This is a genomic window from Accumulibacter sp., assembly GCF_036625275.1.
GTDB lineage: Bacteria > Pseudomonadota > Gammaproteobacteria > Burkholderiales > Rhodocyclaceae > Accumulibacter.
On sequence record NZ_JAZKUD010000014.1, the window covers coordinates 1 to 21,424 of the forward strand.

The 21,424-nt window shown below is 62.4% G+C and carries 19 protein-coding genes, 4 tRNA genes and 1 pseudogene; 19 read left to right on the forward strand and 5 right to left on the reverse strand.

Annotated features, from left to right (window positions below; translation table 11 throughout):
- The 3 genes and pseudogenes from V5B39_RS07530 to V5B39_RS07540 all read right to left on the reverse strand — a co-directional run.
- A pseudogene (locus tag V5B39_RS07530) lies at positions 1-547 on the reverse strand (hypothetical protein); the annotation flags it as partial.
- A 39-nt stretch (positions 548-586) separates the two neighbouring features.
- Entirely contained in the window at positions 587-934 is a 348-nt protein-coding gene (tnpB, locus tag V5B39_RS07535) for an IS66 family insertion sequence element accessory protein TnpB (protein WP_332342300.1), read from the reverse strand.
- The gene (locus tag V5B39_RS07540) at positions 931-1,344 is read right to left on the reverse strand and encodes a hypothetical protein (RefSeq protein ID WP_332342301.1); all 414 of its coding nucleotides are present in this window, start codon (positions 1,342-1,344) and stop codon (positions 931-933) included. Before V5B39_RS07540 ends, tnpB begins: the two co-directional genes overlap by 4 nt.
- A gap of 158 nt (positions 1,345-1,502) precedes the next feature.
- Here V5B39_RS07540 and V5B39_RS07545 point away from each other — a divergent pair, with 158 nt between their 5' ends.
- From V5B39_RS07545 to V5B39_RS07560, 4 genes are all read left to right on the forward strand, one after another.
- Positions 1,503-1,958 (forward strand): Fur family transcriptional regulator, encoded by a 456-nt coding sequence (locus tag V5B39_RS07545; RefSeq protein WP_332342302.1) that lies wholly within the window; start codon positions 1,503-1,505, stop codon positions 1,956-1,958.
- Positions 1,959-1,977: 19 nt separating this feature from the next.
- Complete coding sequence (locus V5B39_RS07550; RefSeq protein WP_332342303.1) at positions 1,978-2,559, forward strand: DOMON-like domain-containing protein; 582 nt, start codon at positions 1,978-1,980, stop codon at positions 2,557-2,559.
- Positions 2,560-2,570: 11 nt separating this feature from the next.
- The gene (locus V5B39_RS07555) at positions 2,571-3,782 is read left to right on the forward strand and encodes an exo-beta-N-acetylmuramidase NamZ family protein (protein WP_332342304.1); all 1,212 of its coding nucleotides are present in this window, start codon (positions 2,571-2,573) and stop codon (positions 3,780-3,782) included.
- A 365-nt stretch (positions 3,783-4,147) separates the two neighbouring features.
- Positions 4,148-4,945: a PEP-CTERM sorting domain-containing protein gene (locus V5B39_RS07560; RefSeq protein ID WP_332342305.1), complete on the forward strand. Its 798-nt coding sequence runs from the start codon at positions 4,148-4,150 to the stop codon at positions 4,943-4,945.
- Positions 4,946-5,117: 172 nt separating this feature from the next.
- On the opposite strand, the gene V5B39_RS07565 is transcribed toward V5B39_RS07560, so the two are convergent.
- Both V5B39_RS07565 and V5B39_RS07570 read right to left on the reverse strand, forming a co-directional pair.
- Positions 5,118-6,197 carry a DUF2914 domain-containing protein gene (locus V5B39_RS07565; RefSeq protein WP_332342306.1) on the reverse strand — a complete coding sequence of 360 codons (1,080 nt, stop codon included), beginning with the start codon at positions 6,195-6,197 and terminating at the stop codon, positions 5,118-5,120.
- 79 nt (positions 6,198-6,276) lie between these two features.
- Positions 6,277-7,950 (reverse strand): methyl-accepting chemotaxis protein, encoded by a 1,674-nt coding sequence (locus V5B39_RS07570; protein ID WP_332342307.1) that lies wholly within the window; start codon positions 7,948-7,950, stop codon positions 6,277-6,279.
- 460 nt (positions 7,951-8,410) lie between these two features.
- On the opposite strand from V5B39_RS07570, the gene V5B39_RS07575 reads away from it, so the two are divergent.
- The 15 genes from V5B39_RS07575 (at position 8,411) to rplL (ending at position 21,158) form a co-directional block, all read left to right on the forward strand.
- The gene (locus V5B39_RS07575) at positions 8,411-10,123 is read left to right on the forward strand and encodes an autotransporter assembly complex protein TamA (RefSeq protein ID WP_332342308.1); all 1,713 of its coding nucleotides are present in this window, start codon (positions 8,411-8,413) and stop codon (positions 10,121-10,123) included.
- 26 nt (positions 10,124-10,149) lie between these two features.
- Positions 10,150-14,178, forward strand: a complete 4,029-nt coding sequence (locus V5B39_RS07580) for a translocation/assembly module TamB domain-containing protein (RefSeq protein WP_332342309.1) — start codon at positions 10,150-10,152, stop codon at positions 14,176-14,178.
- A gap of 343 nt (positions 14,179-14,521) precedes the next feature.
- On the forward strand, positions 14,522-15,319 hold the full coding sequence (locus V5B39_RS07585) for a lytic transglycosylase domain-containing protein (RefSeq protein ID WP_332342310.1): 798 nt from the start codon (positions 14,522-14,524) through the stop codon (positions 15,317-15,319).
- An 87-nt stretch (positions 15,320-15,406) separates the two neighbouring features.
- Positions 15,407-15,910, forward strand: coding sequence for an inorganic diphosphatase (locus tag V5B39_RS07590; RefSeq protein ID WP_332342311.1), 504 nt, complete (start codon positions 15,407-15,409; stop codon positions 15,908-15,910).
- Between the two features lie 212 nt (positions 15,911-16,122).
- A tRNA-Tyr gene (locus V5B39_RS07595) sits at positions 16,123-16,204 on the forward strand.
- Between the two features lie 53 nt (positions 16,205-16,257).
- Positions 16,258-16,331: transfer RNA gene (locus V5B39_RS07600), tRNA-Gly, on the forward strand.
- Between the two features lie 39 nt (positions 16,332-16,370).
- Positions 16,371-16,445, forward strand: a tRNA-Thr gene (locus V5B39_RS07605).
- Between the two features lie 48 nt (positions 16,446-16,493).
- Positions 16,494-17,684 carry an elongation factor Tu gene (gene tuf, locus V5B39_RS07610; protein WP_332342312.1) on the forward strand — a complete coding sequence of 397 codons (1,191 nt, stop codon included), beginning with the start codon at positions 16,494-16,496 and terminating at the stop codon, positions 17,682-17,684.
- 52 nt (positions 17,685-17,736) lie between these two features.
- A tRNA-Trp gene (locus V5B39_RS07615) sits at positions 17,737-17,812 on the forward strand.
- Between the two features lie 23 nt (positions 17,813-17,835).
- Positions 17,836-18,189 carry a preprotein translocase subunit SecE gene (gene secE, locus V5B39_RS07620; RefSeq protein ID WP_332342313.1) on the forward strand — a complete coding sequence of 118 codons (354 nt, stop codon included), beginning with the start codon at positions 17,836-17,838 and terminating at the stop codon, positions 18,187-18,189.
- The gene (gene nusG / locus V5B39_RS07625; protein ID WP_034923868.1) at positions 18,186-18,719 is read left to right on the forward strand and encodes a transcription termination/antitermination protein NusG; all 534 of its coding nucleotides are present in this window, start codon (positions 18,186-18,188) and stop codon (positions 18,717-18,719) included. Before secE ends, nusG begins: the two co-directional genes overlap by 4 nt.
- Positions 18,720-18,848: 129 nt before the next feature.
- Positions 18,849-19,280, forward strand: a complete 432-nt coding sequence (gene rplK, locus V5B39_RS07630) for a 50S ribosomal protein L11 (RefSeq protein ID WP_332342314.1) — start codon at positions 18,849-18,851, stop codon at positions 19,278-19,280.
- A 1-nt stretch (position 19,281) separates the two neighbouring features.
- A complete protein-coding gene (gene rplA / locus V5B39_RS07635; RefSeq protein ID WP_332342315.1) occupies positions 19,282-19,971 on the forward strand; it encodes a 50S ribosomal protein L1 in 690 nt (229 codons plus the stop codon).
- Between the two features lie 279 nt (positions 19,972-20,250).
- Positions 20,251-20,748, forward strand: coding sequence for a 50S ribosomal protein L10 (gene rplJ, locus V5B39_RS07640; RefSeq protein ID WP_332342316.1), 498 nt, complete (start codon positions 20,251-20,253; stop codon positions 20,746-20,748).
- A gap of 41 nt (positions 20,749-20,789) precedes the next feature.
- Positions 20,790-21,158: a 50S ribosomal protein L7/L12 gene (gene rplL / locus V5B39_RS07645; protein WP_034951968.1), complete on the forward strand. Its 369-nt coding sequence runs from the start codon at positions 20,790-20,792 to the stop codon at positions 21,156-21,158.
- Positions 21,159-21,424: the final 266 nt, after the last annotated feature.

Consider the following 21,424-nt stretch of genomic DNA (forward strand, 5'->3'; position numbering starts at 1 on the left):
CTTGGCTTACCAACACCCTGGAGAAACTCCCCTCTTGGCCGTATAGCCGCATCGACGAGTTGTTGCCTCTCAAAAAACCAGAGTGATTGTGCGCACCCAGAGGTGGGTGCGCTGAACGCTTACGCTCACCGACGCCCTGCATCGGGCCAAGGTCATGGGAGTCGGCGATCAGGTGGTCGAAGAGTCTCTCCAGCGGGGTGCGGCGAACCGCCAGTAGTTCAACCGGGCGCAGGGCGCCGAGACGGCATTCCAGCGGCGTGCTGTCCACCTCTACCGCCATCGGTCGGCGCCGGGCGATGGCGTTGTTCGGCGGCCGGTGGCGCACCGCGGGCAGTCGGATGGGCTCGGCCCGGTGCAGGGCGAGCAGCAGGCTGCGGCAGACCCTGTCGCGCAACGCGCCATGGGACTGGCGCCAGTCCCCGTGTTCGCACAGGCGTTGCGAGAACGCCCGACGACTGGCTTCGGGATGCGCTTCGAGCAGGGCACGGATGGTTTCCAGGTCGTCGGTGGTGACCGTACGGCCGCGGTCGCAAAGGATGGTGGGCACGCAAACCCTGATACCGGCTCCGGGTTTGGAACGTAAGCGTCAAGCGATTGCCCGCCACTGCGGCATCCCCCCGGCCGCCGCGTAGTCGCCTCCCGAGAGCAGCACCGCCCAGGCGTGCGGCGCGAGGACCTGTCCCGGCGACTCGTTGGGCCAGAAGCGGAAGCGGCCCTGCGACAGGCGCTTCTGACACAGCCAGAAGCCTTGACCCTCATCAACCAGGAGTTTGACCGCCGTGCGCCGGCGGTTGCGAAAGACGAACAGCGCACCGCTAAACGGGTCTTCGGTCAGTATCTGACGCACGCGTCGAGCGAGACCGTCGATGCCGCAGCGAAAGTCGGCCGGCTCGGCGGCGACCCAGACGCGCAGGCGCGGGGTCAGCGCGATCACGGCCGCGTCTGCCAGAGGCTGCGCGCGACCTCGGTGATGTCACGGCTGGCCGCACGCGGCAGCTCGATCCGCAGCGCCCGGCCGTGTCGGTCAGAGAGAACCATGACGCAAGCGGGCGTGGCAAGCGGCAAACCAAAGTTCAGTTCAACGAAGGCCGGTGACTGCGGCGATGTCCGCTCGCCTTCGGTCGGTCTCTGGGCCGTGGCGGTCAGCCGGCGCTTCAGGCTGGTGTAGTCGAGCTTCAGGGCACCAGCGACTTTGGCGACGCCGTGCCGCTCGGCAAGTTCGGTCGCTCGCGACCACAGGTCTTCCGGGATGCGAGAACTGCGAGGAAGGGTGCTCCGCCATTCGGCAAGAGCGGCCGCGGCATCGGCCAGCTGCGGGTCGGCGAAGGGAAGGGACTGCGGCATCGGGAGGCCTCTCGATCAGCAAACACGGGCCTACCACGCTACCAGACCGGCGCAGCGATTTCATGCAGCTTTGCCGAAAGGACACAGATTACTTGTTCCCTACACGACATTTGCAACGGTGTAGCCTCGATGGGCAGGCTGTGATTAAATTCGTAGCCATGATGCTTCCCCATGCCACCCCTGTCGAGACTGCGACAGAAGCAGAAACCGCCGTCCTGCTGATTCGCCGCACGGGCGCGCGCGCCACCCCGGCGCGGGTGCGGGTCCTGCGGCTGCTGCGCTCTGCGCCGGCGGCGCTGACCCACCACCAGATCGAGCAGGCGCTCGGCGATCTGGCCATCGATCGGGTGACGCTCTATCGGGTACTCGACTGGCTGGTCGAGAGCGGACTCGCGCACCGCACGACCGATGCACAGCGGACCTTCCGCTATTCGCTCGCCGCTGGCGGTGAGCATGCCGCCCATACCCATTTCCGTTGCGAAGACTGCGGGCGGGTATTCTGCCTCGACGCGGCTCCGCCGGTGCCGCCCAGTCTGCCGGAAGGCTTCTGTCTGTCGCGCATCGAACTCGATCTGTGTGGCCGCTGTGCCGAGTGTGCCGGCGAACGCCGATGAACCCTGTCGCCTCCCTTCGATGTTTCCAGGCGAATTCACGCTGACCCTGCGTCGCCATCCGGCAACCCCTGCTCCGGTGGTGCGCACGATCGAAGTGCATGCGGCGCGTACTGCCGATGGAGGCATTGCCCTGGCCTACTGCCTGCGCGGTGACCTGGCTCGCCTGCGGATTCCGGTGCCACAGCCTTCCGAACCTGTCGATGGACTGTGGGAGCACACCTGTTTCGAGGCCTTCGTCGGCGTCCTTGGCGAGACCGGCTACCACGAATTCAACTTTTCGCCGTCGGGTCAATGGGTGGCGTACGCGTTTTCCGGCTACCGCCAGCGCGACGACAGTCGGACCCTGCTGGTGCCGCCGCAGATCACCGCCAGGCTGTTCGCCGGCCGCCTGGAACTCGAAGCCGTCATTGCTGCTGCCGTGCTGCCGCCGCGAGCCGCCACGGCAACGCTTCAGATCGGTCTGTCCGCCGTGGTCGAAGCCGCCGACATCATCGACGGCAGTCATAGCTACTGGGCTTTGCATCATCCGGCGGCCTTGCCCGATTTTCACCACCGCGACGGCTTTGCTCTCGAGCTGGCGCCGCCGCACGAGTCAAGCTGAAGGAATCCAAAATGCCCGCCCTGCAATTCGGACTCGATCGCCTGCTCACCGACCCGGTCTTGCGCCGGCCCCTGCACGGCCGTCGTTTGGCCCTGCTGGCGCATCCGGCGTCGGTCAGCGCCGATCTGAGGCATGCCCTCGACGCCCTGGCCGCCTTGCCCGATCTGCAGCTTACCGCAGCCTTCGGCCCCCAGCATGGCTTGCGCGGCGACAAGCAGGACAACATGGTCGAGTCGCCCGAGTTTCTCGACCCGCTGCACCACATTCCGGTGTTCAGCCTGTACGGCGCCGTGCGGCGGCCGACGCCGGCGATGATGGCGACTTTCGACGTGCTGCTGGTCGACCTGCAGGACCTCGGCTGCCGCATCTACACCTTCATCACCACCTTGCGCTACGTTCTCGAAGCCGCTACCGAGCACGGCAAGGCGGTATGGATCCTTGATCGCCCCAACCCGGCAGGACGTCCGTTGGAGGGACTGCTGCTGCGTCCCGGCTGGGAGAGCTTCGTCGGCGCCGGGCCACTGCCGATGCGGCACGGTCTGACGATGGGCGAACTCGCCGGCTGGTTCATCCGCCGCCTTGCGCTCGACCTGGACTGCACGGTGATCACCATGCAGGGCTGGTGCCCCGATGCGGCGCCCGGTTATGGCTGGCCGCTCGGCGGTCGATGCTGGATCAACCCCAGCCCGAACGCCCCGAACCTGTCGATGGCGCGTTGTTATGCCGGCACGGTGATGCTCGAAGGCAGCACGCTCTCCGAAGGCCGGGGTACGACGCGTCCGCTGGAGCTTTTTGGCGCACCGGACATCGACGCGCGCCAACTGCTGCTGACCATGGAGTCGCTCGCAGGGCACTGGCTGCACGGCTGCCGACTGCGCGAATGCTGGTTCGAACCGACTTTCCACAAACACGCCGGGCAACTCTGCCACGGCGTGCAGATCCATGTCGACGATGGCGGCTACCAACACGCCAGTTTTCGCCCCTGGCGCCTGCAGAGCCTGGCTTTCAAGGCACTGCGGCAACTCCAGCCGGACTATCCACTGTGGCGCGATTTTGCCTACGAATACGAATTCGATCGCCTGGCCATTGACCTGATCAACGGTTCGCCCTTGCTGCGCGAGTGGGTTGATGACCCGGCCGCGACGCCAGCCGACCTCGACGCCCTGTGCCGCAGCGACGAGGAGTCCTGGGCGCAGACGCGTCAGGAATTCCTGCGGTATTGAACCGGATCGCTGGCCAACGTACAGTCTGCAGATCTGCCCAGCTCTGGCCCGTTACGCCATGAACGGCTTTTATCCGATCGACAACAACCCGGTCGAGAACGCGATTCCTCCGATTGACTCATGATGGCCTGATGCCAGCCGGGTGTCGGGATTTTTTACAGATCACCCGATGCTGCGTTGCACATGACCGTGATTCTTTATGGCAGGCAGACCCTAAGTACCTGCATTAAAGAACACGCAGAATAATTTTGTGAAAATGGCACAGTTCGTGCTTGACGGTTGATAGGACGGGGGAGCAGGTGCTTCTCTTGCCAATCGTCGCCAAGCGCGGCAGCATCTCAAACCAATACCGACGGAGATATTCCATGACATTCAATTTCGCGAACCTGATGCGCTGGACCGCGGTCGCTCTGACTGCAGGCACATGGGGACAAGCTGTGTTCGCAGCCCCTGTAATGCCTGACTTCGCCACGGCACCCACTGGTTGGGTGACAGACCGATACGCACCGGCAAGCTTTGGCAATGTCGGCACCTATCAGGGCCGCAGCAATGTGCTCGGCATCGGTATTGACAGCAGCGGTGATCTGAACAACCGTGCCGGTACGGGGCAGAACAGCACTTTCTACAACACGCAAGGCAAACAGACTGCAATCGCCGGTGGCGCGGGATCGGTCCTGAGCGCTGACCTATTCATCAACGCCAGTTGGCTCAACAGCCTCAATGGCTACGTGCGTACAGACATGTGGGCTGTCGGTTCTGACAGTGGAGGTGTGACGGACTACGGCATCATTGGATTCACCAATTATGGAAACAGCGCACGCCTGCGCGTTTGGGACGCTGATGCTGGTGGATGGGTCGACCTCGTCAACACGATCGCCCCTGACGCCTGGACCTCATTCGACATCGAGATGACCGCCACATCACTCCTCTACCGCGTGAACGGCGCCCAGGTCTACGAAGACACCACCATCGACGCCGATCACTTTTCGGCCACCATCATGCAGGCCTACAACTTTGCTGACCCCGCTCTAGGCAGCCCGACCCCGACAACCGTGCCGTACGTCGCCCACTGGTCAAACGCCCAAGTTCCTGAACCGGCGTCACTGGCACTGGTCGCAATAACACTGGCAGGGCTGGGCGTCATCCGACGCAAGGCCCACTAGGCTCCTTTCAGCCTGGATCGTAGCAAGCGGCCCGAGGGCCGCTTTTTGATGACCTGGATCGGGTTGCAGCACGTCATGAACTGCGTCTTCGGTCTCCAGTTCATCCGTCAGGCGGCTCCAGGGTAAATTGTGTATAAGGGTATGGGCTGATCTGCCGCCGGTCGGCGCAGATTCAGTTGAAATCCCGGATACGTACTTCTTCGCGAGGCGGCGCACCGCGCTCGACCGTCACGCGCAGAATGTCGATCGTCCGGCCATCCTGGGTGGCGACGATGAAACGCCAGTCGCCGGGCGGAGGGTTGAGTACCCATGAGTAGCCACGAAAGCCGCGATCACGGCCGCCCGTGCTCTGGAAAGGCCGGCGGTAGACCAGCCGCCAGCCCGTGGCGGCATGGACTTCCCAGCGGTGTTCGAGGTCTGCCGTCACGCCGAGTGGAGCGAACACCGCCGATACGCCGTACAGACGGCCGCCTTCCGGCACATGCACGGTGCTCGCCTGATCGCGCCACCCTTGCCACCACGCCGCCCGTTCGATTTGCAGCGTGTAACGGCCGTCCGCCTGTACGAACTCCTGTCCGACCGCCATCTGCCGCTTGACCAGCGGCACCGGCGCGATCATGTCGAGGCTGAAGGCCAGCGTCAACAGCGCAGCCAGGCTCCAGGCCGGGCCGCTGCGTCCCGGTCGTCCTGGCGCCAGCCAGCGCAGGAGCAGCGTCAGGATCAAGCCGGCGGCCGTCGATGCGTAGAACCAGAGGGGGTCCAGGCTGCCCAGGGCATGCGGCAGTGCGAAATTGAAGAGCAGGATCGCGTTCAGCGCAAACAAGGCCCAAGTCAGCGTGAAGCGCTGCCCGTAGTGGTCGCCGGCAAACTCGTTGCCGATTAGAAGGGCGCCGAGAAAGGCCGCGGTGAGCCAGGTGCCGAGGTGTCCGGAACTCTTGAAGTAGAGAATGAAAAGCGCCGAGAAAATCCCCCCGAAAAAGAACTGCAGCAGGAGATAGGGCGCCTGCCAGACGAGCGAGCGGCAGCGGCCGCGCAGCGACTGATCGGCCATCGGCGCCGCGACCCCGCGTGCTCCCCGGCGCGCCAGCCAGAGCGTCAGCAATGCGGCGCCGAGCAGAAAGGCTCCCAGACGCCAGAAATCGACGACCCGGATGCGCTGGCCGATGGTCAGCGCATCCCAGACGAAACCGCCGAGAAAGGCGGCCACCGGATAGAGTTGCCGCAGAAAAGTCCAGACCTGGATCGAATTCATGGGACCCCTGGCCCACCGGCGGGCCGGCAATGGTCACCACCCTGCCCGGTCAATCGCTGCTCCACGTGCCTGGCGTCGCCTACCTGACCCGGAAATAGGCAATCTGAGCGCGCAAGTCGCTGGCCATGGCGTCAAGTTCGGCGGCGCTGTCGGCATTGACGTGCATGGTGGCCGTCGTCTTTCCGGCCATCTGCGATACCTGCTCGACGTTGCAAGCGATGTCGTTGGCGGCAATCGCCTGCTCGCGGGTCGCGTTTGCGACTTCGCTGGCACGGCTGCGCGACTCGGCGGCTTCCCCGCTGATCGACTGGAGCATGTCGGCGACCGCATGGACTTTGGCGAGGGCACGGTCGATCTTCGGCGCCACTTCCTGCATGCCATCGACCGTCTGTCGGGTTTCCCCCTGGATCTGTTCGATCACGCGGGCGATTTCATACGTCGCTTTGGCGGTACGTTCGGCCAGCTTGCGCACCTCGTCGGCGACCACCGCGAAACCCCGGCCTTGCTCGCCGGCCCGCGCTGCTTCGATGGCTGCGTTGAGCGCCAGCAGATTGGTCTGGTCGGCAATCTCGCGGATCACGCTGGCGATGCCGCCCACTTCTTCCGAACGCTTGAGCAGTCCGCCCACCTGCTGCGACGAGGAAGCAACGGCCGCTGACATGGCGTCGATCTCGGTTTCCGCCTCGCCGATCGCGGCGACGCTCTGGCTGCTCAGCGTCGCCGTACGTTCCGAACCGGTTTCGGTCTGACTGGCCAGGGCCGACACTTCGTTGATGCTGACCGTAACTTCTTCCAGCGCCGCTGCCGACGCTGAAGTGGCCTGCGCCTGCGCTTCGGCGGCGCGGCCGATTTCGGCGGCCGCGCTGGACAGGGCGGTGGCGTTGCGCGACAGACCCACCGCGGCCTGGTCGAGCTGGCCGAAAACCTGCGCCAGCCGGCCCTGCATTTCGGCCAGCGAGGCCAGCAGGCTGGCCCCTCCGCGGCTTTCCAGGGTCACCTCCTGCGTCAGATCGCCGGCAGCAATGCGGCGCGTCACCTCGGCGGCGTAGCTGGGCTCGCCGCCGAGTTGCCGCAGGATGCTGCGACTGATCCGCCACGACAGCAGCCCGAGCATCAGCAGCAACGCCAGTGCAATGCCACCCAGCAGCATCGCACTGCGACGGTACGCGACATCGATGTCATCGATGTAAATACCTGTGCCGAGTACCCAGTTCCACGGCGCGAACAAGGTTACATAGGAGAGTTTCGGCTCGGCCACCTGCGACCCGGCCTTGGGGAACCAATAGTCCACGAAGCCGCCACCCGCGACCGCCGCCTTCACTAGTTCCTGAATCAGCAGCTTGCCGTGCGCATCCTTGAGATCGGCCTTGTTCTGGCCCTCGAATTCAGGTTTGGTCGGCAACAGATAATAAACGTGCTGGGTGTCAAAGCCAAAGTAATAGTCATTGCCGCCATAACGCAAACCTCGCAGCGTGGCGATCGCAGCGGCCTTGGCTTCGGCCTCGCTCAACTTCCCGGCCTGCGTCTGCTGCTGGAAATGCGTCAGCACGCCCACCCCGACTTCGACCAGATTCCTGGTCTTCTGCTTGCGGTCTTCCAGCATGCTGTCCTTGAGGTGCAGCAGCGCCACCAGGCAGAGCAGCAGCAGACCGAACAAGGTCAGCGCCGAGAGAATCTGCATGCGCGTGCGGACGCGTAGCGAATTGAAGCCACCCATGGTGGACGAATCCGGAGGATTGGACGGACCATTCATTTTTTTCTCTCCCTCGAACAGTGGCCAAATCTCGTTCGATCCCGAAAGGGAGATCGGCATTCGTGCGTCGGGCCACCAGCGTGCGCACAATCGTCAGATTGCCCGAATCTTAGGCGATTTTCATGCATAGAGATACCGTCATACCGTCTGCCGACCATTGCCAGGTCCCGTCATTCCCACGTCAGCGGGAATCTACAGAAACAGGGAATCGCGAGGAACGAATGGATTCCCGCTTTCGCCGGAATGACGCAAGCCGGGCGGCGCTGGCCGTCAGTGCCCGTCTTGCCCGAATCGTCTCGTGGAATCTCCGTAGTTGAACAATAGATGACGGCAGTCGTATGGTAGGTTTATCCTATGCCGATTGCGGTTGCAGCTTTCGGCTGCTCGGGCGGTGTCGCCTCCGCCCTCCGGCACCCTGACGAAAAGGCCGGGAGGCGGCCAGTCTGTATCTGATCAAGCGATGCATAAACCCCTTTCCCCCGTTGTACCCCTTTGCCTTGCCGCCATCTCGCCTGCCGCCGCCGTGGTGCCGCAGTTGCAGGCGCCTGCAGAAGTGCGCGAAGTGTTGAGCAGCTACCTGGAAATCGGTGATGTCGCCGACGTCCCGGCGCAGGCGGCGTTCGAGCGTCGGATGCAGCGCGAGGTCGCCAGGCTGCTGGCGACCGAAGGCTATTTCTCGCCGCGCGTCGTGCTACGCTCGCACGACGACAAGCTGCTGCTGGTGGTCGATCCCGGCCAGCGCTCGCTGATCGGCAGCGTACACATCGAGATCGTCGGCGATCTCGACCCCGAGAGGCAAAGGTCGTTGCAGCGAACCTGGAAACTGCCCGCTGGCCAGCCCTTCCGGCAAGCCGACTGGGACGAGGCCAAACAAGCCTTGCTGGCCGAGCTGCTGGCGGTCGATTACGCGGCTGCGCGCTTGCAGGACAGCCGTGCCGAGGTCGATCCCGAAGCGCACCGGGTCGAACTGACGGTCGTGGCAGCAAGTGGTCCACGCTACCGCTTCGGCGAACTGCAGATCAGCGGTCTCAAGCGCTACCCGGAGGAGTTGGTCGGGCGCTTTAATCGCAGCGTCAAGCCTGGCGAACCCTACCGTGAGGACAAACTGCTGGCTTTGCAAGCGGCCTTGCAGAGTACACCCTACTTCTCGTCGGTCAGCGTCACCCTCGAACGCGGTAGCAATGCCGCTGCGATGTCTGCAGATGGCCGGGTCAGCGCGCCGGTGCATGTGCACCTGCGCGAGCGTGCGCCTTACCAGTTGAGCTTGGGTGCTGGTTACAGCACCAACACCGGTGCTCGTGTCGAAGCCGCTTATCGGAGCAGTGATCTTTTCGGTCGCGCTTGGGAGTTGCATACCGGCATCCGTATCGAACAATTGCGTCAGACGGCCTACACCGACGTTTTCCTGCCGCCGGATGAAGAGCAGCGTCGTGACGGTGTCGGTACGGCAGTCGAGCACTCCGACATCGAGAACCTGGGCATTCGCCGTTTCGCCGTCGGGGCTACGCGACTGCAACAGTACGGCAGCGTCGAGCAGCGTCTGGGAATCAACTGGCAGGAGGAACAACAATCGCCGCAGGGTGCGCCGTCCACCACTGCGCGTGCACTGACCGCACAGCTCGGCTGGACCTGGCGGCACGCGAGGGATCCGCTCGATCCCGCCGAGGGTGTCTCCCTGCAGTTTCAGTGGGGTGGCGGGAGCAAGTCACTGCTTTCCGATCAGGACTTTGTCCGGACCTATCTGCGCTATAGCCAGGGAATTCCGCTCGGCACCAACGACGCGCTGCTCTTTCGCGGTGAGCTGGGGGTCACTTTTGCGTCATCCGTACAGGGCATCCCGCAGGATTTCCTTTTTCGTGCCGGTGGCAGCAACTCGGTACGCGGCTACGCCTATCAGAGCCTGGGCGTCAAACAGGGCAACGCGACTGTCGGCGGACGTTACCTGGCGACGATCAGCGGCGAATACACGCACTGGATCAACCCGACCTGGGGCGCGGCGGTTTTTGTCGATGCCGGCAACGCGGTCGACAATCGTCAGGCGATCGATCTCGCGGTCGGTTATGGTGTCGGCGCACGCTGGCGAAGTCCAGCCGGACCGCTCGGCATAGACCTCGCCTATGGCCAGCGCGAGGGCAAGCTGCGGCTGGATTTCTCGCTGGCGATTCCCTTTTGAACGACCTGGGAGAGATGAGCGAAGGAATGACTGCCACACCGCCCGTCGCGCCGCAGGAATCGCCGCCACGCTGCTCCAGGCGCTGCTGGCGGGCCGTGTTGTCGGCCTTGCTGGCGCTATTGGCCGGTACCGTCTGGCTGCTCGGCAGCGAGGGGGGGATGCGCGTCATCTGCCGGATGATCGAAGGGCTGGCTGCTGGCCAGCTCACGCTGATCGAGCCGGCAGGCACGCTGCGCGGGCCACTTTCCCTGCAGTCACTGCGCTGGCGGGATGAGACGCTGGATATCCAGGTGCAGGGCCTGCAGGTCGATTGGCACCCGGCCGAGCTGTTGCGCGGCCGTCTGGCGATGGGTCTTCTCAGGGTCACGAGCCTGCGGATAGCCCATGTCAGCAGCAGCGAAGCCACGCGGCTGCCCGATAACCTGGCATGGCCGCTGTCGGTCGAAGTCGGGCAATGGAGTGTCGGGCGCATCGAAGTCGGCGAGCACGCCCATCCGGACGGGAAAGCGGTGACAATTGCCGAAGCGATCGAGGCGCAACTGTCGAGCGATGGTCTGCTGCACCGACTGCCCCATTTGCAGGCGCGTATTGGCGGCCTGAGGGTCGTTGCCGAAGCATCGCTGGCCGCCAAGCCACCCTTCGCACTGACCGCCAAAGCCGGCATCGAAGGCGATGCAGCCGGGCGAGCGCTTGCTTTCGATTTGACTGCCGAGGGGCGGCTTGAGGACTTTGTCCTGCAAGGCCGTGCGCGTGCAGGCGTGACTCAGGCGAGTGAAAACTTCGCTGGCGAAATTGCCGCGCGGATCACGCCGCTTTCGCCACAGCCTTTTCTGGGTGCGGTGATCCAGCTTTCGGCCGTCGACCCTGCGGCCTGGATCGACGGTGCTCCACAGGCTGCGCTCGATCTGCGTGCCGAACTGCAGCCGCAGGGCAATGCCTCGGCGGGTCTGGGCGGGCGGCTGACAGTGGTCAATCGACGTCCGGGACCCGTAGATCGGCAGCGCCTGCCGGTGGCATTGCTGCAGGCCGACCTCGCTCTCGAGGAAAACGGGTGGCGTCTGGCGAATCTCGATGCCCGCGTGTCCGGTGGTGGGCGTCTGCAGGGTAGCGGCCGCCTGCATGCGGACGAACTGGCACTGCGTCTGGCGGTGACTTCGCTGGACGCCAGTGCGCTGTACAGCAGTCTGCGCCGTACGCAACTCGCCGGCCCGCTGCACGCCACGCTGGGTTTGCACAGCCAGCGACTCGAAACCGAATTGCACGATGCGCATTTCTCGATCCACAGCAAACTGGCGGTTCATCCCGACGCAATCACCGTCGAGACACTGCAGTTGCTCGCCGGCGACGCCCGCTTGCTTGCCAGCGGCCAGGTCGCGCTGTCGGAGAGTGGCAGGTTTGCCGTACAGGGAAGCTTGCAGAATTTCGATCCCAGTCGTTTCGCCAGGCTACCAGTAGCGCATCTCAATGCCGAGTTTGCCGGGCAGGGCAGCCGCCACCCACAGCTCGCGCTGGCACTCGGTTTTCAATTGAAGAACAGTCGCCTGGGAAAGGCAGCACAGTTGGCCGGCCACGGCGAAATCGATCTCGCCGGGCAACGCCTGCGCAAGGCGGATGTCGAGTTGACTGCAGCCGGCAACCGACTGTCGGCAAAAGGCACATTCGGCGCCGTCGGCGATCAACTGACCGTGCTGGTCGCCGCCCCCAAGCTCGACCCGTTGGGTGTCGCCGGCGAGCTCAACGGCCGCTTCGTTCTGAGCGGCAGCATGCAGGTGCCGGAAGTCTCGGCCGATCTGCAATCGGCGCACCTGGCACTGCCGGGCTTCGGACAGCTACGCGGGCTGACGCTCAACGCCCGCCTTGGCAACGGCCATCAGGGCGAGCTGTCTGGCATGCTGCGCCTGGTGGGGCTGGAGCTGTCGAACGGGGAAAGTGTCGTGCGCGACGTGCTGGTCGACGCTGAAGGCGTGCGCAGCCAGCACCGCCTGCACACACAGCTCAGCCTGCCGGTGCAAGGCCATCGACGCGAACTGCGCTTGTTGCTGGCCGGTGGTTTTACAGCGCAGCCTGTCGGCATGACCTGGGCCGGTACGTTGAACGAGTTGACGCTTTCTTCCCTGGTCGACAAGCATGCTCCCTTCCTCCGTCTGGCTGCCGCGCTGCCGTTGCAGTTGACCAGCGACAGCTTCCGTGCTGGCCCGGGCGAATTCATCGGCGCCGGCTGGTCCTTGCAACTCGATCGCCTGCGTTACCAGCAGTCGCACTGGCAGAGTGCCGGCAGTCTGCGCGCCTTGCCGGTGGGTGCGGTGCTGGCCGAGTTCCCGGAATGGTCCGAAGCGCTGGTCGTGCGGGGCAATGGTGAGTCGCTGCGTCTCAACGGCGAATGGGAGATCGGTGCTGGCGAAGCTGCCGGCAGCTCGTCTGCGACCTCACGAACGATCCTGCCGGTAACGCGTATCCGGTTGTGGCGAGATCGCGGTGATCTGACGATTGGCAACTTGCCGTTGGGTCTCGAAGAGGGCACCTTGAGTCTGCTGGCCAGTGGCGGTCGTTACGAAGGCCAGATCAAGCTGCGCGGCCAGCGGCTCGGCGAAATCGCCGTCGACTTCAGCGCCGCCAGTTCACCCGATGCCTGGCTCGACCGGCAGGCGCCATGGCGTGGAGAGCTGCGACTGAATGCCCCGGATCTAACCTGGGCCGGCCCGCTGGTTGGTGACGGCTGGCAACTCGGCGGTCGTCTGTCGGGCAGCATGCGGCTCGCCGGGACCCCGGCGCAGCCGCGCCTCAACGGCGAATGGCGTGGCGATGGGCTGGTTGTGCGCGCACTCGACCAGGGGATGCGCCTTGAGCGCGGCAAGCTGCTGCTGCAGTTGCGCAGTGAGGCCGCCGCGGATGTTCGCCTGCTGCTCAAGGAGCTCTCATTCGAGAGTGAGTTGCAGCCACTGCCGCGCGCCTTGCTGCTCGATTCCGGGATCGATGCCGGCAAGCTGCGCGCCGGACCCGGTCGCATCGAGGCCAGCGGCGAGTTGCGCGCAGGACATTCGGAGGGGGTTCTGCAACTGCATGCGGAACGTCTGGGCGTGCTGCAGCGCCCGGATCAGTGGGTGGTCGTCTCCGGAGATGCCGAGCTGAAACTCGGCGAGCGGGTGCTCGACGTCATCGGACGCTTGCAGCTCGACGCAGCTTACTGGGAGCTGGCCAGGAGCGGTACGCCGCAATTGTCGGACGACGTGCTGATCAAGCGTCAGGGTTCCGGCCAGGCGAAGGCTTCGGTGCCGGCGCGGCTGGTGTCGCTGAACCTCGAAGCCGACCTCGGGCGTCACTTTCACTTCCGCGGCGCCGGCGTCGAAAGCCGTCTGGTGGGCGCCCTGAAGGTTCGTTCCGAAGGCAGCGGGATGCCGCGCGCGACCGGTTCGATCCGTACCGAGGAGGGTCGTTTCGATGCCTATGGCCAGAAACTCGACATCGAGCGCGGCATTCTCAACTTCCAGGGTCTGCTCGATAACCCCGGTCTCAATATCCGCGCCATGCGCAGCAATCTGCCGGTCGAGGCCGGCGTCGAGGTGACCGGGACAGCCAGGCGGCCAGTCGTACGGCTGGTTTCCGACCCCGATGTGCCGGATGCCGAAAAACTGTCCTGGCTGGTCCTGGGGCATGCTCCCGATCAACAGCGCGGGCAGGACACGTCGGTATTGCTGGCCGCCGCGCAAACCCTTCTCGGCGGCCAGGATGGCGGGCCGCTGAAGGCCGTGCAGCGGGGTTTGGGAATCGACGAGTTCGGCATCAGCAGAGGCCGGCTCGACGGATCGGGACAGCGGCAGACCAGTCGGATTGCCAGCACGACCGGCTTTGGCGCCAGTGACACCACCACCGAACAGATTGTCAGCGTCGGCAAGCGCCTGTCGTCGAACATGTTGATCAGCTACGAACAGTCACTCACCACGGCTGGCAGCATCGTCAAACTGACTGTCAACCTGAGCCGGAACCTCTCGTTCGCCGGCTATACCGGTTCCGCGACCGGACTGGACCTGCTCTGGAGTTACCAGTTCGGGCGCTGATCGAAAAGGTTGCGTCAGCGACTTGCAGCTCCCTGCTTCGGCAGTCAGGAGAGGGTCAAGGGATGAAGGTGCGAAATCGCGATTGACAGCGACCGCCCGGACTGGGCATACTCGCCCGCTCGCCTGGATATTTCTGGAGATATCCTTTCCCTATTGGAAGCAATGCTGTCTCCTTTCCTCGCGCTGCACGGAGCGGAACGTCCGGGAAAGGGCTTGACGGTCATGACGCAGCGCTTTTTTCCAGGTACTCCCCGATCATGAAAAGTGATGACCGTTTCTCTCCCTTGCACGTCGGAATGATCGCCGGAATGGTGTATTCCGGCTGGCATGCCGAAATCGCCCGATGGGTACGGAGCTGATGCAACAACTGATGCAAATTTCCGGTTTCCTCCTCACGCTTGGCCTGGGCCTCGCTTCGGTGGGGGCTCACGCCAATATTTATGGCTATATTGACGAGCAGGGGGCAGCGCATTTTGCCGCCGAAAAGATTGATGCGCGTTATCAGTTGTTCATGCGCGGCCAACAGTTTGATGCGGTTGACTCTCCGGCGACTGGTCCGGCAAAGCCCGAGCTGTTGCGCTATCTGTCGAAACATCCCAACCTGAAGAAATTCGAGCCATTGCTGAAAGTGACCAGCAATGAATTTTCGATCGAGCCCGCCCTGCTCAAGGCCATCATGGCGGCCGAATCGGGTTTCAATCCCGGCGCGATTTCCCCCAGAGGGGCTGTTGGCCTGATGCAGGTCATGCCGGCAACAGCCGAGCGCTATGGCTTGCAAGGCGACAAGAACAAGACCATCGAGCAGAAATTGGCCGAACCGGAAACCAATATTCGTTTGGGCGCGCGTTATCTGCGAGACCTTCAGCGCATGTTCCCCAATCAGCAGGAATTGGTGCTGGCTGCCTACAATGCCGGCGAAGGCGCCGTGCAACAATACAGGAACAAGATTCCGCCTTACCCGGAAACACGCAACTACGTCCAGCTGGTTACCCAGATTTATCAACTGTATCAGGACAGACCCGCAACCAGAAAGGTCGAAGCGACCGTATTGGCCGGTTCCGGGTACAACGCTAAACGAATCTACCTGACGATTCCGGGGCGTCGCAACTTGCTGGCATCGGCAACCGTATCTACGGAGTGATCCGTTGTCCCGTAGACAAGGCCGGTGCGCGTTCCGGAAGTCGTCGCCGCCACCTGCCGGACCTGGATTTGCCGAGGGAACTGCCCAATGAATGTGAAGTACCTCCAGCCACCCGGCAGCGAAGATGAAGTGCCGGAAGTCGAGGTGGTAATCGAGGTTCCGCGTGGCAGTTTCCTCAAGCGCGGATCGAGCGGGTGCGTCGATTTCGTCTCGCCGCTGCCCTGCCCGTATAACTACGGGTCGGTGCCGAATTACCTGGGCCTCGAGGGAGACTTGCTCGACGCGCTGGTACTTGGGCCACGCCTGCCTTTCGGCACACGCCTCCGGGTTCGCGCGTGGGGAGCCGTGACCCTCACCGACCGTGGCATGAGCGACGACAAGCTCATCTGCAGCACCCACTCGCTGACTTTGGCCGAGCGCCGGAGAGTGCTGTGTTTCTTCCACTTCTACGCACGTTGCAAGGCGTTCCTGAACATCTGGCGCCGTCGCCCGGGTCGTAATGCTTGCGAGGGCTGGTGTGCAGCAACGCTGGCAATCGCCCGTGCAGAGCCATTGCAAGAAAATTGGCCAGGGCCACGGATCAGTTTCTGATCAGCAAGTGCATGCGCCGATCGGCCGGCCACTGCGAGAGACAGGATCGAGCGTCAATGGCATCCCGCGCTGTCCTCCGGGCCACGCCGCAAGACTCGCGCCGGTGTTTGATGGGGCGCCACAAAAGTCCTGGAAGGGGTATAATCTTTCTTTGCTCGAAAAATTTGTTTGACAGATGTCTAATCTGGCGTCAGAATTATGGGTTGTTAGTTGGAGGGATACCCAAGTGGCCAACGGGATCAGACTGTAAATCTGACGGCTCCGCCTTCGAAGGTTCGAATCCTTCTCCCTCCACAAAAATGCCGCTGTCGGTGATGTTGTCAAATCGTGCTTCGAGCAATGCTTTTGCGGGTGTAGCTCAATGGTAGAGCTGAAGCCTTCCAAGCTTATGACGAGGGTTCGATTCCCTTCACCCGCTCCAGGTTGGCCGCAGAAATTTGCTTTAAGCTTCTCGAGCGATGCCCATGTAGCTCAGCGGTAGAGCACTCCCTTGGTAAGGGAGAGGTCGACAGTTCAATTCTGTCCATGGGCACCACCGTTTGGTGCTGTAGATTATTAACTTCTATGTCTTGGGGACCGGTAAATGGCCAAGGGAAAATTTGAGCGTACGAAGCCGCACGTCAATGTCGGCACGATTGGGCACGTCGATCACGGGAAGACGACGCTGACGGCGGCGATCACGACGATTCTGGCGAAGAAATTTGGCGGAGTGGCGAAGGCTTACGACCAGATTGACGCGGCGCCGGAGGAAAAGGCGCGTGGGATCACGATCAACACCGCGCACGTCGAGTACGAGACAGCCAAGCGCCATTATGCGCATGTGGATTGCCCGGGGCACGCCGACTACATCAAGAACATGATTACCGGTGCGGCGCAGATGGACGGCGCGATTCTGGTGGTTTCGGCGGCGGATGGGCCGATGCCGCAGACGCGCGAGCACATTCTGCTGGCGCGACAGGTGGGTGTGCCGTACGTGGTTGTTTACCTGAACAAATGCGACATGGTTGACGACGCCGAGTTGCTGGAACTGGTCGACATGGAAGTGCGCGAGCTGCTGTCCAAGTACGATTTTCCGGGTGACGACACGCCGATCGTCCAGGGTTCGGCGCTGAAGGCGCTGGAAGGTGATACGGGTCCGCTGGGCGAGCAGTCGGTGATGGCGCTGGCGGATGCCCTGGATGCCTACATTCCGGCGCCGCAGCGGGCGATCGACAAGCCATTTCTGCTGCCGATCGAAGACGTATTCTCGATTTCCGGACGGGGCACGGTCGTCACGGGTCGTGTTGAGCGGGGAGTCATCAAGGTGGGTGAAGAAGTCGAGATTGTCGGCATTCGGCCGACCGTCAAGACGATCTGCACCGGCGTTGAAATGTTCCGCAAATTGCTCGATCAGGGTCAGGCCGGCGACAACGTGGGCATCCTGCTGCGTGGCACCAAGCGCGACGACGTCGAGCGCGGGCAGGTGTTGGCGAAGCCCGGTTCGATCAAGCCGCACACGCATTTCACCGGCGAGGTGTACTGCCTGTCGAAGGAAGAAGGAGGGCGCCATACGCCGTTCTTCAACAACTATCGCCCGCAGTTCTATTTCCGCACGACCGACGTGACGGGGGCCATCGCCATGCCGGAAGGGGTCGAGATGGTGATGCCGGGTGACAACGTGCAGATGACGGTCAAGCTGATTTCTCCGATCGCCATGGAAGAGGGCCTGCGCTTCGCGATCCGCGAAGGGGGTCGTACCGTCGGCGCCGGTGTGGTGGCGAAAATCATCGAATAAAGTCCAGCCAAGGTGCAGCGGTGGCTTTTCGGAGCTGCCGCAGTTCTGCCGCAGGGGCATAGCTCAACTGGCAGAGCGTCGGTCTCCAAAACCGAAGGTTGGGGGTTCGATTCCCTCTGCCCCTGCCATCCATGTAACCGAAGCGGACTCAATGGCCGATAAATTCAAGTTTGCGTTGGCAGTATTGCTGCTTGTAGCCGGCATCGCCGGCTTTTACCTGCTTGCCAACCAAGCGATGATCCTGCGTGTGCTCGCTGTCCTGGCCGGGACTGGGCTTGCCGCCGGAGTCGCCTGGAAAACGGAGCCGGGTCGCCTTTTTTTCGACTTTGCCAAAGAGTCGACGAATGAGGCAAAAAAGGTCGTTTGGCCTTCGCGCAAGGAAACCATGCAGACCACCGGGCTGGTATTCGCATTCGTAGTGGTGATGGCTCTCTTTCTCTGGTTGACCGACAAGAGCCTGGAGTGGCTCCTGTACGATATGGTTCTTGGGTGGAGAAAAGTATGAGCATGCGCTGGTATGTGGTGCACGCCTATTCCGGGTTCGAGAAGAGCGTGCAGCGGGCGTTGCTCGAGCGTATCCAGCGGCAGGCCATGCAGCATGCGTTTGGCCGTATTCTGGTGCCGGTGGAGGAAGTGGTCGAACTCAAGATGGGCCAGAAAAGCATTTCCGAGAGGAAGTTTTTCCCCGGCTATGTGCTGGTGGAAATGGAAATGAACGACGACTCCTGGCACCTCGTGAAAAGCACGCCGAAAGTGACTGGCTTCGTTGGTGGAACGGCCAACAAACCGACGCCGATCTCCGAAAAGGAAGTCGAAAAAATCATGCAGCAAATGCAGGACGGCGTCGACAAGCCGCGCCCGAAGGTTCTCTTCGAGCCAGGTGAGGTAGTTCGCGTTAAGGATGGACCCTTTACCGATTTCCATGGCGCAGTCGAGCAGGTCAATTACGAGAAAAACCGTTTGCGTGTCTCGGTGACGATCTTTGGTCGTCCAACGCCGGTAGAACTGGAGTTTGGGCAAGTCGAGAAGGCCTGATCCGGCGAGCATCAGTTGCGGCGCGGGAGAGTTTTCGACGTGCCGCAGTAGTGCGGCTACAAGGCCGCGTTTGTCGTTTGGGGAGCGCTGTTGCAAGGCGCGCTTGAACCCGCATAAAGGAGTCCCACCGTGGCAAAGAAAATCATCGGCTATATCAAGCTTCAAGTGCCGGCGGGGAAGGCTAATCCGTCTCCCCCGATCGGTCCGGCGCTGGGTCAGCGTGGTCTGAACATCATGGAATTCTGCAAGAGCTTCAACGCCCAGACGCAGGGCCTGGAGCCAGGCTTGCCCATTCCCGTGGTGATTACCGCTTTCGCGGACAAGAGCTTCACCTTCATCATGAAGACACCGCCGGCGACGGTGTTGATCAAGAAAGCCATCGGTATTCCAAAGGGTAGCCCAAAGCCCCATACCGCGAAGGTAGGTACGCTGACGCGCGCGCAATGCGAAGCCATTGCAACGCAGAAGATGCCCGACCTGACGGCCGCCGACATGGATGCAGCGGTGCGGACGATCGCTGGCAGTGCCCGTACGATGGGCGTTACCGTGGAGGGTGTCTGAAATGGCAACGCTGAGCAAACGTCAAAAAGCTCTCAAGGGCAAGATTGACCCGAGCAAGCTCTATCCCGCCAGTGAAGCGCTGAAGTTGAGCAAGGAATTCGCAGCAGCGAAGTTCGACGAATCGATTGATGTCGCGGTTTGTCTCGGAGTCGATCCTCGCAAGTCGGATCAGATCGTGCGCGGCTCGGTCGTCTTGCCGGCCGGGACCGGCAAGACGATTCGCATTGCCGTTTTTGCCCAGGGCGAAAAAGCCGCTGCTGCCAAGGCGGCTGGCGCCGATGTCGTCGGTTTCGAAGATCTGGCCGCCGAGATCAAGGCTGGCGTGATCAACTTTGATCGGGTCATTGCCACACCGGACGCCATGCGCGTGGTTGGCCAACTGGGTCAGATCCTGGGTCCGCGTGGCCTGATGCCCAATCCGAAGGTCGGCACGGTCACCATGGACGTGGTGACTGCCGTACAGAATGCCAAGGCCGGACAGGTCCAGTACCGTACCGACAAGGGTGGCATCATTCACAGTACGATCGGGCGAGCGTCCTTTGAAGCCGACAGACTGGCAATCAACCTCAAGGCGCTGCTTGACGCGCTGATCAAGGCCAAGCCGGCCACCTCAAGAGGGCAGTATGTCCGGAGGGTCGCGGTGTCGAGCACGATGGGGCCGGGTATCCGCGTGGATGCGTCTACGATTTAGAAATTCAGCGGATTACCTGGCGTGGTCCGCTCATGAACTTTGTTGGGTGATCGGCGGTGCATCCGCAGTGCCGATCGATCGTCAAAGACCGCAGGTGCTGGAGGCGTTTGCCGATGGCTTAAGTGTTGTGTTCGCGGCCTGCGTAGACGGTGTACTCCGAAAAGGATGGTCAGAGATGGGCTGCACGCCCCTCATTGCAACCCCTGATCAAGGTCGCCGTGGGTGCGGTGCATTCGACAGGATGTGCCGTTTGTTGACTTGATGGGAGGAGAAGGGCCTGTGGGTCTCAATCTTGATGAAAAGAAGGTCGTCGTCGCCGAGGTCTCGGCCAAGATGGCTAGTGCCCAGACGGTTGTGCTGGCCGAGTACAGCGGATTGCCGGTGGCTCATCTGACGCGTCTGCGAGCGCAGGCGCGTGCCTCGGGTGTCTATCTGCGGGTACTGAAAAACACCCTGGTACGGCGCGCGGTGCAGGGTACCCTGTTTGCCAGCCTCGCCGAGCAGATGACCGGGCCGCTGATCTATAGCGTCTCGGAGGATCCGGTCGCAGCAGCGAAGGTGCTCAACGACTTTGCAAAAACCAATGACAAGCTGATTTTACGAAGCGGCAGTTTTGCCGGCGAGCTTCTGGACAAGGCAGGCGTGCAAGCGCTCGCGTCGATTCCGAGTCGCAACGAACTGCTTGCCCAGCTGCTTGGCGTCATGCAGGCACCGGTCACCGGTTTTGCCTGTGCGCTTTCTGCTTTGGCCAAGCAACGTGAAGAGGCGGTTTCCTGATCGTACTGTTTTTGTCCACTCAGATTTAGGAGTTTTTAATTATGTCTATTACCCACGAAGACATTCTCGAAGCCGTTGGCGCGATGACTGTCATGGAACTGAACAGCCTGGTCAAGGCGTTCGAAGAAAAATTTGGTGTTTCAGCGGCGTCGATGGCCGTCGCTGCGCCGGGTGCGGCTGCACCAGTGGTTGAAGAGCAGACCGAGTTTACCGTCATCCTCGCGAGTTTTGGTGAGAAGAAGGTTGAAGTGATCAAGGTCGTTCGCGCAGCTACGGGTCTGGGGCTGAAGGAAGCCAAGGACCTGGTTGACGGCGCGCCGAAGGCCGTCAAGGAGTCGATTTCGAAAGCTGATGCCGAAGCTCTCAAGAAACTTCTCGAGGATGCCGGAGCGAAGGTCGAGATCAAATAGTATCGGTCGAGCACGCTGGGCTGACAGCCTTGCGGTTGTCAGCCCTTTTCTGCTTTTCCGGAAACAGCTTTGCGTAGCCCCATTGGGATATGGGTGGCACCTGTACTCCATGATCAGGGCAAGGCTGTGCAGCGCGCAAACGCAAGTACGAGTAGCGAAGACAGGGCAGGGCATCGCTCTCCTCTCTGTGTTGAGCTGGTCATTTTGCGTTTGTCCGTTGCGGACCGGCGGGTGTTGCGACCCTCGCCGGGGCGCTAGAGGATTTG